Consider the following 12,889-nt stretch of genomic DNA (forward strand, 5'->3'; position numbering starts at 1 on the left):
CGGCCGCACCCCCGGCAGCGCTTCCCGCGACAGCGCCGCTGCCACCAGCGACCACCGTGGCTGCCGCCCAGCCCAGCGCGCAGCCTGCCCGGGCCAGTGCCCCAGCGCCGCTCGCGCAAGCACGCAAGTTCCTCGATCAGGACGAGGTTCAGAAGTTGCTCGCCGACAGGAAGCTCACGCTGCAGGAGACCGGCGCAAGGACCTTCTTCAACCTGGATCTGCGCAGCGGGGGCCGCGTGTACTTCTACAGCATGGGTACGAACCAGAGCAGCATCAGCGTCGTGGGCCGTTGGGAACTCAAGGGCGACGGCAGTCTGTGCGCAAAGTTCAATGCGACGCTGACAGGCGCGCCCACCGATGCCACGAAAGCGGAAGACGGATGCTGGCTGTTCTTTCGCGAAGGCGAGAAGCTCATGCGGGTCAGTACCGCCTCGCCGGACGCACGAGCCCAGGCTGAGGTCGTCGGCATCAAGTAGCCGGTCGACGAGGGGGCCGCGGCCACACGGCACGATGTGGCTCTCTGTGCGTCGTGGGGAAGGCTCGGCGCCTCGGCGGTTCAGTAAGGTGGCGCCTTTCGCTCGCGTTGCGCCCGCGCCGCTTCGGTCCACCATGCCAGGTCGTCGGCGAAGCGGCCGAAGGATCGCTCCAGCGCCTCTCCACCGCTGCCGACAGGATTGCCGCCCGCATCCAGGGTCTGGGAGATCGGGCCGACCGCGAGGGTGCTCGAGATGACCACCATGCCCATCTCGGAGAGGATCGAATGCCAGATCGTGCCCGAGCGCACCCCGGAGAATCGGCCGGCGGAATAGCTCGCGACGGCGGCCGGGCGCCAGAACCATTCCTCAAGGAAATGATCCGTCAGGTTCTTCAGGCCGGGTTGGGGTCCCCAGTTGTATTCGCCGGTCACGAACACGAAGGCATCGGCGCCGCGGATGCGCTCGGCCAGCGTCTCCATCCTGGCCGGCGCGGTGCCCTTGGGATACTCCTTGTACATGCGGTCGAGCATGGGCAGGTCGATGGCCTTGGCGTCCATGAGCGCCGCATCGGTACCGCGCGCCCGCAGCTTCGCGACGAGGTAATCCGCCAGGCGCACACCCATCCGGTCGGACCGGTACGAGCCGTAGAACACCAGAACCTTGTCAGTCATGTCCGTACCTTGCCTTTCAAGTCAGGAAAGATGGCAATGCGGCCGAGGCTACAGTAACGCCGTCCATTCCACCAACGAAAGCATCGACCGACATGGCTGCCGAACTTGCCGCCGCGTGGCTCGCCTTCAGTGCACCCGTGGCTGCCGCCAGGGCCGCGCGCCGCCCGATGGTGGCGCTGGAGTCCACCATCATTGCGCACGGCATGCCTTACCCGGAGAACGTCCGCACGGCGCGCGAAGTCGAGGCGGTGATCCGCGAACTCGGCGCGGAGCCCGCGACCATCGCGGCGATCGGCAGCAGGATTCGCATTGGCCTTTCGGACGACGAGCTGGAACTGCTCGGCCGTTCCGGCAAGGCCGCCAAGGTGAGTCGACGCGACCTGCCCGCGGTGCTCTCCAGCGGCGGCCTGGGCGCCACCACCGTGGCCGGCACGATGATCTGCGCGGCGCTGGCCGGCATCGAGGTCTTCGTCACTGGCGGCCTGGGCGGCGTGCATCGCGGCGCGCCGGAGAGCTTCGACATCTCGGCTGACCTGCAGGAACTCGCGCGCACCTCGGTGGCCGTGGTGTGCGCGGGCGCCAAGTCCATCCTCGACATCGGGCTCACGCTCGAATACCTGGAAACGCACGGCGTGCCGGTGCTCAGTTGCGAGCAGGACAACTTTGCCGCGTTCTACACGCGCGACAGCGGCTTTCGTGCGGACTACCGGTTGGACGATGCGGCGGCGCAGGCGCGCTTCATCCGCACCAAGTGGGACCTGGGCCTGGCGGGTGGCGTGGTGCTGAGCACACCGGTGCCGGAAGTGGCGGCCATGCCGCGCGAGGAGATCGATGCCATGACCGCGCAGGCGCTCGCCGAGTGCCAGGCGCAGGGCATCACAGGTAAGGCGGTCACGCCGTTTCTGCTTGCGCGCATCAAGGCGCTGACTGGCGGCCGCAGCCTGGCCACCAACATTGCACTGGTGAAGCACAACGCCGAAGTCGGCGCGCGGCTGGCAGTGGCGCTCGGCGGCGATTGCGGCGCGAGTTAGCGCTGCGCCCTTGCTTCAGAAGCCGTACAACTGCGCCGGGTTGTCGACGAGGATCCTGCGGCGCGTCGCCTCGCTGCCAGCCCAAGCGGCCAGCAGGTCGTACAGCGGTACGACCGGCGGCACGGGGTCGCGGCCCGGATGCGGCCAGTTGCTGGCCCAGAGGCAACGCTCCGGGAATTGCACGGCGAGGCTGCGCGCGAGCAGGCTGACATCGTCATAGCCCGGCGCGCCAGTCTTCGAGGTCTCGTAAGGCGCCGAGAGCTTGATCCAGGCGTTGCCGGTGTCGAGCACGCGCAGCAGCGACTGGAACGCAGGATGCTCCGGCGCGACCGGTTCGAGGAACTTGCCGATATGGTCGATCACCAGCTTGCAGGGAAGGCGTTTCAACGCTGCCTCGTGGCCGGGCATCGTGCGGCCGTCGAGTTGAAGGTTGACCATCCAGCCGACATCCTTCAGGCGTGCCGCCATCGGCTCCAGCGAGTCCCAGGCCATCACTGACGGAGGAAGCATCATGAAGCGGACGCCGCGCACACCGGCCGCGTGCAGTCGCGCAATCTCGGCATCGGGGGCGTCCGGCGCGACAACGGCGATGCCGCGCGCCGAATCGCCCAGTTGCGCCAGCGCCGCGAGGGTGCAGCGGTTGTCGAAGCCATAGCCGGTCGGCTGCACGACGATGGCGCGTTGCAGCCCGACTTTCGCCTGCACCTCGCTGCGGTAGGCCGACACCGGCGAGTGCCGCGGCAGCCAGGCCGCGTTGGGCACGACCGGATAGCCATCCTCGTAGATGTGGACGTGGCAGTCGCAGGCGCCGGGAAAAGTGGTGTACATGCCGGCCTCAGGAAAGCGTGGATGCGGCAGCACAAGCCTGCCGCCAGCGGAAAGCCTCGTTCGCATTGACCGCACCCTGCGGCACCCGGCCCTGCATCAACGCGGCGACCTGCGCGACGGTCTCCATCGCCTGGTGCTCGATGGCCGGTGGGGTCAGACCGCCGATGTGCGGCGTGGCGATGACGCGCGGGTGCGCCGCGACCGATGGCGTGGGCATCTGGTCGGGCGCCCGGCCCACGTCCATCGCGCAACCGGCGATGGTCCCGGCATCCAGGGCTGCGAGCAGGGCGTCTTCATCGACCAACTCGCCACGCGATGCATTGATGAAGAACGCGTGCGGCTGCATCGAGGAGAAGGCGCGCGCGTTCATCATGTTCTCCGTCGCTGCGGTCGCGGCTGCGAGGCACACGACGTGGTCGGACACGCGCAGCAACTCCTCCAAGCCGAGTTGCGGAAAGTCCGCGCTATCGGTCGTCGCAAACGGGTCGTGCACGACCACGCGCATGCCGAGCGCCAGCGCCACCTTGCACAGGTGCCGGCCGATTTGCCCGTAGCCGATCACACCGAGGGTCGAGCCGCGCAGCTCACGCCCCATCGCGGGCGGCACGGGCTGGCCCGCGTGGTACAGCGCCGCGGACGCGCTGATCCCACGGCTCAGGTCCAGCATCGCCGCAACGATCCACTCCGTCACCGAAGGGATGAACCCGGCGCTGGCCTGCGTCACCAGCACGCCATGCCGGCTCGCGGCCGCAACGTCGATGTTGCGGATGTCGATGGCGCAGCGCACGAAGGCCTTGAGGCGGGGCAGGGCGGCGAACAGCGCTTCGTCGCCCACGGTCTGCCGATACGACACGATCACGTCGCAGTCCTGCGCGAGCGCGGCAAGCCCGTCCGACGAGAGCGCTGCATCGCCCGGGTTGAAGCGCACATCCGCGATCGCCTGCAACGCGGTGATGGCGCGCTCGCCGTAGTACTGGGCCAGCTGGCCCGGGGAGTGACTCACGAAGACTGTGGTCATCGACTACCTTCGCCGCGATGTGCCGGGCGGCGGTGCCACCGAATCGCGCATCACCAGCGTGGGCTGGAACATGAATTCGCCGGTGGGAATGTCGGCGTCGGCCAGCCGACCCATGACGCGCTCCACCATCACCTGCGCCATCTCCGGGACGGGCACGCGCACGCTGGTCATCGCCGGGTACATCAGGTTGGACAGGAAGACATTGTCGATGCCGACCACCGACACATCCTGCGGCACCGACAGCCCGGCATCCCTGAAGCCCGCCATCAACCCGAAGGCAAGGATGTCGTTGACGCCGACCACGCCGGTGGGCCGGTTCTTCGACTTCGCGAGCAGGCCGGCCTGCATCCGGCCGAGCTCGCTCATCATCGAGTCGCCGTACTCGTCGACCGGCAATCCCTCGACCACCCGCGCCGTCGCCTCCACGCCGCCGGCCCGGGCCGCATGCAGGAAGCCATTGATCTTCTCGTTGCGGCTCATCGTGCGACCCGATGGCGTGACATAGGCGATGTGCCTGTGGCCCTGCTCGATCAGGTGCGCCGTGGCAAGGCGCGCCGACTCGAAGCTGTCGACCGAGACGTGGTCGATCACCGAGGCCACGCCCGGCGTGGCGCGGCGGTCGTAGCTCACCATGATCAGGCCACGCTCGCCGGCACGCTCGAAATGCTGCTCGTCGATCAGCGATGAAATGATGATCACGCCGCGCACGCCATGCGCCATGAGGTCGTCGAAGAAGCGGGCTTCCTTGTCCCGGTCGCGGTAGGTGTTGCCGATCATGATGCGGAAGCCATGGCGTTCCTGCGCCAGCGTCTCGATCTCGCGCGCGATGAAGCCGTACATCGGATTCGCCATCGATGGCACCAGCACGCCAAGCAGTGGCGTGTGCCCGGTCTTCAGTTGCCGCGCCGAGGTGTTGGGCCGGTATTTCAGCTCGCGGATGGCCGCCTCGACGCGGGCGAGCGTCTCGGACTTCATGCGGTCGTTGCGGCCGTTCAATACGTTCGACACCGTGCTGGTCGAGACGCCCGCGCGGTTGGCCACATCGTGGATGCTGCTCACTCAATGCTCTCCATGTCTTCGATCGAAATTCACAAGCCCATCCGTGTCGGCAGCCACAGCGAGAACGCCGGCACCAGCGCCAGCACCACCAGCGTCACGAACAGCACGACCAGGTATTTCATCATCGGCCGGGCCACGTCTTTCACATTGGTGCCGGTGATGGCGCAGGTCGCGAACAGGCCCAGGCCCACCGGCGGGGCGAACAGCCCGAGGCCCATCGCGATGACCATCACCGTGCCGAAGTGCAGCGGGTTCACGCCGAGCTGTGCCGCGATGGGCGTCAGCAGCGGGCCGAAGATGATCAACGCTGGCGCACCTTCGAGCACGGCGCCGAACACGATCATGATCAACATCGACAGCAGCACGAACATGGTGCTGCCGTACGAATGCGCGAAGCCGATCATGAAGGACGAGAGGTACTGCGGGATCTGCTGGATCGTCAAGGCGAACGACAGGCTCGACGCCGCCGCGACGATGAACAGGATGCCGCCCGCCATCGAGGCCGAGCGCACGAAGAGCTGCATCACCGAGCGCACCGTGAGCTCGCGAAACGCCAGCCAGCCGATCACCAGCGCATACATCACCGCGAAGGCCGACACTTCGGTCGAGGTCGCCACGCCGGACGTGACGCCCTTGCCGATCATCGCCACCATGATCAGTGCGACCAGCGCGCCGCCGAGCAGGCGGAACATCGGCGTGCGCACTTCGAAGGCTTCGTCGGGGTTGATCTTGTGGCCGACATACACGGTCACCGCCGCCAGCGAGAACGCAAGCACCGCGGCCGGTACCAGCCCTGCCATGAACAGCCCGGCAATCGAGATGTTGGCAACGAAGCCCATGATGATCATGTTGATGCACGGCGGAATGGTCTCGGCCATGACGGCGGTGCAGGCGAGCAGGCCGGCGGTCTCGTTCGGGTCCTGCCGCGTCTTGCGCACGGCCGGCATGATGATGCCGCCGACCGCCGCGATGTCGGCCAGCTTGGAGCCCGACACGCCCGAGAAGAAGGCCGTCGCCGTGATCGTGATCAGCCCCAGGCCGCCCCGCAGCCGGCCGAACATCCGAAGCAGCAACTCGATGAGCCGCGACGACATGCCGTTGGCTTCCATCAGCAACCCGGCCAGCACGAAGAACGGAATGGCCAGCAGCACGTAGTGGTCGGTGCCCGCCATCACCTGCTGCGAATACACCAGCATCGGCAGCGACGGGTCGGCCATGAAATACACCAGCGACGACAGCGCCAGCACGAACGCAATCGGCACGCCGAGCAGCAAGCCACCGAGAAAGCCGGCCGTGAGCAGCGCCCAGGGTGGGATCGCATGCGCCGGCAACAGCATGTTCCAGGCGCACACCAAGGCCACCATCGCCAGCCCCGCGGCCAGCGTGCCCCACACCACGCGCGGCGGCCCGTTCACCGCATTGGCCAGGCCGAACAGCGTCATGAACAGGCTGCCGATGGTGACGGGGTAGACATACATCCATTGCGGAAAGCCGATCGGCGTGCTCATGCTGTACGAGTCGACCAGCAGTTCGCAGGACGATGCGAACAGGCCCGCCGACACGCCCACGATGATCCAGCCGCTGAACTGCAGCAGCGCCGGTTGCCAGCGCGCCGGCAGCATGCCGCGGAACAGGTCGATGCCGACATGCCGGCTGCGCGCCAGCACGGTCGCCGCGCCGAAGAACACCTGGATGACCATCAACGCGCGGGCCACCTCCTCGGCCCAGTCGAAGGGCGAATGCAGGAAGTAGCGGAAGATGACCGAGACGAATACCACCAGCACGTCGACGGCCAGCACCGCTCCCGCGACGTACTCGGTGACGTGCATGAGCCAGGCGAGCCATCGTCCGGAAGCATGGCTGACGTCGAAGCCGAGCGCGGGGGTGGCAGGCGCCACGTTCGCTTCGGGGATGGCTGGCAGCACGCTCGACATGTCAGTTGCTCACCCGGCATCGATTCATCCGCGCGCCGAAGAAATGGCGGCGAACAGCGGCGCGGTCTCGGGGTACTGCTTGGCAAACCCCGACCACAGCTTCTCGTCCATCTCCTTGCGCACCTGATCGCGCTCGTTCTTCGCCATCGGCGAGAAGGTGATGCCCAGCTTCTTGAGTTCCTCGATGGCCTGCATGCCCTTGGTCGCCCCGATGGTGCGCTGCTGCGTTGTCGCGTCGGCGGCGGCCTTCAGGAAGGCGGGCTGGAGGTTGGCGGGGATCTTGTCCATCGCGCGCTTGCCGGCCACGCACACCATGGGGCTGAACAGGTGCTCGGTGGTCCAGCAGTACTTCACCACTTCGTTGAGCTTGTTGGCGACCACGGTGGCGGCGTCGTGCTCGAAGCCGTCGACCACGCCGGTCTGGGCTGCCATGTAGAGCTCGCCGAAAGAGATCGGCGTCGGTATCGCGCCCATGATCTTGAAGGTCTCGATGAAGGCTGGCGTGGGCAGCACGCGCAGCTTCACGTTCTTGATGTCTGCCAGCGACTTGACCGGTTGCTTCGTGTAGACGCTGCGCGCGCCGAAGTGCTGGGCCCAGGTGAGGACCTGGCAGCCGGTGCCTTTCTGCAGCATGTCGTTGAGCTTGGCGCCGACGCCGCCATCGAGCGATTTCGCCACGTGGTCGTAGCTGTCGAAGAGGTAACCCAGGTCGAGCATGCCGAACTGCGGCGTCACGGTGGCCCAGATCGACGAGCCCGTGGTCATCATGTCGATGGAGCCCACCTTCACCTGCTGCACCACGTCGGCTTCCTTGCCGAGTTGGTTGTTGGGGAAGTAGTCGATTCTGATCTGGTCGCCCACCGCCTTCTTCAGGTTGGCCTGCATCAACTCCGTCCATACGGCGTGGGCCGAGTTCTGGTCGGCCGCGAGGGAAGAGGACAGCCGCAACGCGATCGGCGCCTGTGCGCCGGCCGTCCGAGCCAGGCCGATGGTCGCCGCCGCAAGGGAAACAGCCGAGGAAGCCCGGACGAACCTGCGCCTTGAAATCATGGTCATCTTGTGTCTCCTGTCTTTGGGTAAACGGCTCCATCGCATGGTGGAACGATTTACTGTATCGATACACAAAATGACGGTCAACGCGGCGGCGTAGGTGTATTCCTTGGTGTCGGAGTGAACCGGAAAGGCAAAAGGCGCTGCCCTCCGGAGAGGTGCCGCGCCTTGAAGAAACCGCGCGGGCGCGCGATTTCAGGCGGGCTGTGGGTGCCTCGCTCTCAGTGCACGGCGACCTTCGGTCCGGGCACGAAGCCGGCCTTGCGCTTTCCAACGGCCATCACCAGCAGGGCGCCGGAGGCAAAGTAGCACACCATGACGGCGTAGATGCCGGCAGTGGGACTGCCTGTGGCTTTGGTGATGGCAGCGTTGATGGATGGAAAGACTGATGGGCCGATTGCACCCAGGCTGCTGACGAAGGCAATGCCACCAGCAGCCGACGCCTTGGGCAGGTACTCGGTGGCGGCGGTCCAGAAGAGCGGCGTCGCGGCCGTCATGCCAATCGTTGCAAAGCACAGTGCCACCAGGGATCCCGTGAGGTTGCCGATAGTGAGCGTGGTGATGCCCATGCCGATGGCGGTCAGCGCAACGCATATGAAATAGTGAAAGCGCCGCTCGCCCGTCCGGTCAGAATTGCGGCCGATCAGGATCATCCCGATGACGCCGAAGACGTTGGGAATGGCGGCCAGCAGGCCGACGTGCAGCACGTCCTTGACGCCCCAGCTCTGGATCAGGGTAGGGGTATAGAAAATGATGGTGTAGGCGCAACCCAGCAAGATGAAGTACGCCGCTGCAAACACGTAGACCCTCGGGTCGCGCAGCACTTCTCCGAACGAATGACCACTGTGAGCGTTGCTGCCGCTGACGTCCGTTTCAAGGTTGTAGCGCACGAGGTTCTTTTCGGACTCGGACAACCACTTGGCCTGGTCCGGCTTGTCGTCCAGGCAGAAAAACACCAGGGCACCGAGCATGAGAGCCGGTATGCCTTGGGTCAGGAACAGCCATTGCCACCCATGCCAGCCGTTCACGCCGTCGAGATACTTGAGTGTGCCGCCGGAGATGGGGCCTGCCAGCACGCTGATGATGGCAGTCGCCGACATGAAGATCGCGATCACCTGCCCGCGCCGCACCGACGGATACCAGTAGGTGAAGTAGAGGATGACGCCAGGGAAAAAACCCGCCTCGCATGCGCCGAGCACGAAGCGGACGACGTAGAACTGCATGGGGGTTTCGACGAACATCATCCCGGCAGCGCAGGCTCCCCACAGGAGCATGATGCGAAGCATGGTTTTCCGGGCGCCGATCTTTGCCAGCAGGAGATTGCTCGGTACTTCGAAAATCAGGTAGCCGACGAAGAACATGCCGGCGCCAAGCGCGTAGACCTCGTTGTCCCAAGGCAGTGTCTTCTTCATGCCCAACTGCGCATAACCGACGTTGACCCGGTCGAGGAACGCGATCATGTAGGAAAGCAGCAGGATGGGCAGAAGCCGCCAGCCTATCTTCTTGTAAAGCGCTTCAACCCGGCCCTTGTCGGCGGCGTGCGCGGCGAGAGTGCCTGGAACGGCACTTGCGTTTGAACTCATGATTTGCCTCCCACGCGTCAATGCGCGTATTTTTGTGGAGGCGATGCTATAGGTGCGTTATTTTCGCGATCTGTCGCATGCGGGACATCTAGGGTTTGCGTTGATGTCCTGCGTCGAATCGACGCCTTGGCTGACATCAAAAGCAACTAAATCGAAAGTAAACAGTTGAAATTTGCAATTAATTGATGTCCATTTGACTCTGATGGCCGCATGTCCAACGATTCGCTGAAGCTCTACCGCGCGAAGCGCAACTTCGCCGTCACGCCCGAACCCGCGGAAGGTGGGACGACGCGTGGCGGATCGCTCGCGTTCGTGATCCAGAAGCACTGGGCCAGCCGGCTGCACTACGACTTTCGGCTCGAACTCGATGGCACGATGAAGAGTTGGGCCGTGCCCAAGGGGCCGAGCTACGACCCGCACGACAAGCGCATGGCGGTGCAGGTGGAGGACCATCCGGTCGCCTACAACCAGTTCGAGGGCGTCATCCCCGAGGGCCAGTACGGCGCCGGCAAGGTGGTGATCTGGGATGAAGGCACCTGGACGCCACTGGAAGATGCGCACGAGGGCTACCGTGACGGCATGCTCAAGTTCGAACTGCACGGGCACAAGATGCACGGGCGCTGGGCGTTGATCCGCATCAAGGGCCGTGGCGAGAAGCAGGTCCCCTGGTTGCTGATCAAGGAAAAGGACGCCTTCGTCAGGCCTGCGGCGGAGTTCAGCCTGGTCGATGAAATGCCCGACAGCGTGGTGCCGTTGCGGTCGCGTGCGGCGTCGACTGCGCGGGCCCCCGCGCGCAAGTCGCGAGGGAAGCCATCGGCCGACATTCCTGGCGACATTCCCGGCGAGAAGGCGGCGTTGCCCCTGAAATTGCAGCCGCAATTGGCCGCGTTGGTCGACAAGGTTCCAGCCAATGCGGCAGAGTGGTCGTACGAACTGAAGTTCGACGGTTATCGCCTGCTGGCACGGGTCGAGGGCAAGGCCGTCCAGCTGTTCACCCGCAACGGCCATGACTGGACGCACAAGCTGGCGCACCTCGTTGGCGCGATCCAGGCATTGAAGCTCGACTCCGGCTGGCTCGACGGCGAAATCGTCGTTCTCGACGACAAGGGCGTGCCGGATTTCCAGGCGTTGCAGAACGCGTTCGACAGCAGCCGCACTGCGGGCATCGTCTACTACCTTTTCGACGCGCCGTTCCTCAATGGCCGCGACCTGCGCAAGGAGCCGCTGGAAACCAGGCGCACGATCCTGCACGAACTGCTGGCCCGTCCGCCCGCGGCCCTTCGCTTCAGCGAAAGCTTCGATGCCCGGCCGCAGGACCTGTTGGCATCCGCATGCCGCATGGGCCTCGAGGGCTTGATCGGCAAGCGGCGCGACGCGCCCTACGTCATGCGCCGCGCGGACACCTGGATCAAGCTCAAATGCGCGCGGCGGCAGGAATTCGTCATCGCCGGCTACACAGATCCCCAAGGCACGCGCAGCGGCTTCGGCTCGCTGCTGCTGGCTGTGCATGACGAGCAGGGCAAGCTGAACTACGCCGGCAACGTCGGCACGGGTTTCGACGAGAAGACGCTGCTCGGCCTGAAGAAGCGCCTCGATGCGCTGGCCGCGCGCAAGTCGCCGCTCAGCGGCCCGACCGAACTGGATCGCACGGCGCACTGGGTCGAGCCCGGCCTGCTGGCGGAGGTGAGTTTTGGCGAATGGACCCGGACCGGCCGCATTCGCCATGCGGTGTTCCACGGGCTGCGTGCCGACAAACCGGCGAAGGCGATCGTTCGCGAACGACCCAAGGAGGCGCCATCCATGGCTGCACGACCACTCGGCCCTTCCATGCCCAAGGTCACCCATCCGGAGCGTGTCATCGACGCGTCGACCGGCCTGACCAAGCTGGACCTGGTGCGCTTCTACGGACTGGTGGCGCCGCTCCTGCTAGTGCACCTGAAGGCTCGCCCGGTGTCCCTGGTGCGGGCGCCGGCGGGTGTGCAGGGAGAGCTGTTCTTCCAGAAGCACCTTGAAGGCCGCATGCCGGGCGTGAAGCCGCTGGACCAGGCGCTCGATCCGGCGCATCCCGCCTATCTGGAAGTGCCCAACGCGCAAGCCGTGTTGTCTGCGGCGCAGATGAACGTGGTGGAGTTCCACACCTGGAATGCGGTCAAGTCGGCGATCGACAAGCCCGATCGCATGACCTTCGACCTCGACCCCGGCGAGGGCGTCACATGGAAGTCGATGCAGAAGGCCGCGCACCTGGTGCGCGTGCTGTTGAAAGAGCTGGGGCTGGTGTCATTCGTGAAGACCAGCGGCGGCAAGGGCCTGCATGTGGTGGTGCCGCTGAAGAAGCAACACGACTGGGAGACGGTCAAGTCTTTCTCGCAGGCGATCGTGCAGCACCTTGCGCGAACCATCCCGCAGTTGTTTGTCGCCAGGAGCGGGCCGAAGAACCGGGTCGGGAAGATCTTTCCGGACTATCTGCGCAACGGCTTTGGCGCCACCACGGCGGCGGCTTGGTCGGCCCGGGCCAGGCCGGGGCTGGGGGTGTCGATTCCGTTGACTTGGGACGAAGTCGATGAGGTCCGCGGCGGCGCCCAATGGAGCATCGCCAACGTTCACGAACGGCTCGACCGGGGCAACGATCCGTGGAAGGGCTATGCGCCGCAGGGGTTGGGAAAGGCGATGAAACTGCTCGACTTCACGGGCTGAGCCGCGACTGCCAGGCCCGCGCTGGCAGCTTGGCTAGGCGCTCACTGCGTTGAACGCGACCTGCGCGGGGCCGGGTTCCAGATCGCCAAAACTGGTTTCGTTGGCCGCCGACAGCGCGAGCACCGTGTCGGCCAGTGGGTAGTACCAGCCCGCGTCATCGATCGCCTCTTCGATGCCGGTCGCGTCGATCGAAGGCAGGGCTTGCAAGCCGGGTGCTTCGACTTCATCCACGCCCTCGCTGGAGAGTGTCTGCGGCGGCCCCTCGCTGGACCAGAGCAGGGTGCAGAACGACAGGACCGTGATCCCGAACAGCGCCTGCCATCCCACGAGTGCCACCGCCGCACCCGTCAGGAGCAAACTGGAGAGAAGGAGAAATGGCTTTGTCATGCATCCAATGCTGCCTTTTTTTTGGGGAGCAGGCCAGTGACTGAATAGGATTATTTCACGGTGTTTTCGAATTCAATTGCCAGCTGGTACACCAAACTACTAGCTTTCGTGGTGGTTGGTGATTTTTTGAAGGTTAAAAAAATATCACCCATTTGGGG

The 12,889-nt window shown here is 65.2% G+C and carries 10 protein-coding genes and 1 pseudogene; 3 read left to right on the forward strand and 8 right to left on the reverse strand.

Annotated elements, in window-relative coordinates; all coding sequences use genetic code 11:
- Positions 1–476 (forward strand): annotated as a pseudogene (locus HB681_RS19010) (hypothetical protein); the annotation flags it as partial.
- Positions 477–556: 80 nt separating this feature from the next.
- Here the strand turns inward: HB681_RS19010 and HB681_RS19015 are convergent.
- Positions 557–1,147, reverse strand: coding sequence for an NADPH-dependent FMN reductase (locus tag HB681_RS19015; protein ID WP_213956441.1), 591 nt, complete (start codon positions 1,145–1,147; stop codon positions 557–559).
- A gap of 92 nt (positions 1,148–1,239) precedes the next feature.
- Between HB681_RS19015 and HB681_RS19020 the strand changes: the two genes are divergently transcribed.
- The gene (locus HB681_RS19020) at positions 1,240–2,178 is read left to right on the forward strand and encodes a pseudouridine-5'-phosphate glycosidase (protein WP_213956442.1); all 939 of its coding nucleotides are present in this window, start codon (positions 1,240–1,242) and stop codon (positions 2,176–2,178) included.
- Positions 2,179–2,193: 15 nt separating this feature from the next.
- On the opposite strand, the gene HB681_RS19025 is transcribed toward HB681_RS19020, so the two are convergent.
- The 6 genes from HB681_RS19025 to HB681_RS19050 all read right to left on the reverse strand — a co-directional run bounded on the left by HB681_RS19025 (position 2,194) and on the right by HB681_RS19050 (position 9,650).
- Positions 2,194–3,006 (reverse strand): amidohydrolase family protein, encoded by an 813-nt coding sequence (locus HB681_RS19025; RefSeq protein ID WP_213956443.1) that lies wholly within the window; start codon positions 3,004–3,006, stop codon positions 2,194–2,196.
- Positions 3,007–3,013: 7 nt separating this feature from the next.
- The gene (locus HB681_RS19030) at positions 3,014–4,024 is read right to left on the reverse strand and encodes a hydroxyacid dehydrogenase (protein ID WP_213956444.1); all 1,011 of its coding nucleotides are present in this window, start codon (positions 4,022–4,024) and stop codon (positions 3,014–3,016) included.
- A gap of 3 nt (positions 4,025–4,027) precedes the next feature.
- The gene (locus HB681_RS19035; protein ID WP_213956445.1) at positions 4,028–5,083 is read right to left on the reverse strand and encodes a substrate-binding domain-containing protein; all 1,056 of its coding nucleotides are present in this window, start codon (positions 5,081–5,083) and stop codon (positions 4,028–4,030) included.
- Positions 5,084–5,112: 29 nt separating this feature from the next.
- The gene (locus tag HB681_RS19040; protein ID WP_256735014.1) at positions 5,113–6,912 is read right to left on the reverse strand and encodes a TRAP transporter large permease subunit; all 1,800 of its coding nucleotides are present in this window, start codon (positions 6,910–6,912) and stop codon (positions 5,113–5,115) included.
- Between the two features lie 129 nt (positions 6,913–7,041).
- Positions 7,042–8,073: a TRAP transporter substrate-binding protein gene (locus HB681_RS19045; RefSeq protein WP_213956447.1), complete on the reverse strand. Its 1,032-nt coding sequence runs from the start codon at positions 8,071–8,073 to the stop codon at positions 7,042–7,044.
- Between the two features lie 215 nt (positions 8,074–8,288).
- Positions 8,289–9,650 (reverse strand): MFS transporter, encoded by a 1,362-nt coding sequence (locus HB681_RS19050; RefSeq protein ID WP_213956448.1) that lies wholly within the window; start codon positions 9,648–9,650, stop codon positions 8,289–8,291.
- 210 nt (positions 9,651–9,860) lie between these two features.
- Between HB681_RS19050 and ligD the strand changes: the two genes are divergently transcribed.
- The gene (ligD, locus tag HB681_RS19055; protein WP_213956449.1) at positions 9,861–12,344 is read left to right on the forward strand and encodes a DNA ligase D; all 2,484 of its coding nucleotides are present in this window, start codon (positions 9,861–9,863) and stop codon (positions 12,342–12,344) included.
- Positions 12,345–12,377: 33 nt separating this feature from the next.
- On the opposite strand, the gene HB681_RS19060 is transcribed toward ligD, so the two are convergent.
- Positions 12,378–12,731, reverse strand: coding sequence for a hypothetical protein (locus tag HB681_RS19060; protein ID WP_213956450.1), 354 nt, complete (start codon positions 12,729–12,731; stop codon positions 12,378–12,380).
- Positions 12,732–12,889: the final 158 nt, after the last annotated feature.

Source organism: Variovorax sp. dw_954 (assembly GCF_018449755.1).
Taxonomy (GTDB): domain Bacteria; phylum Pseudomonadota; class Gammaproteobacteria; order Burkholderiales; family Burkholderiaceae_C; genus Variovorax.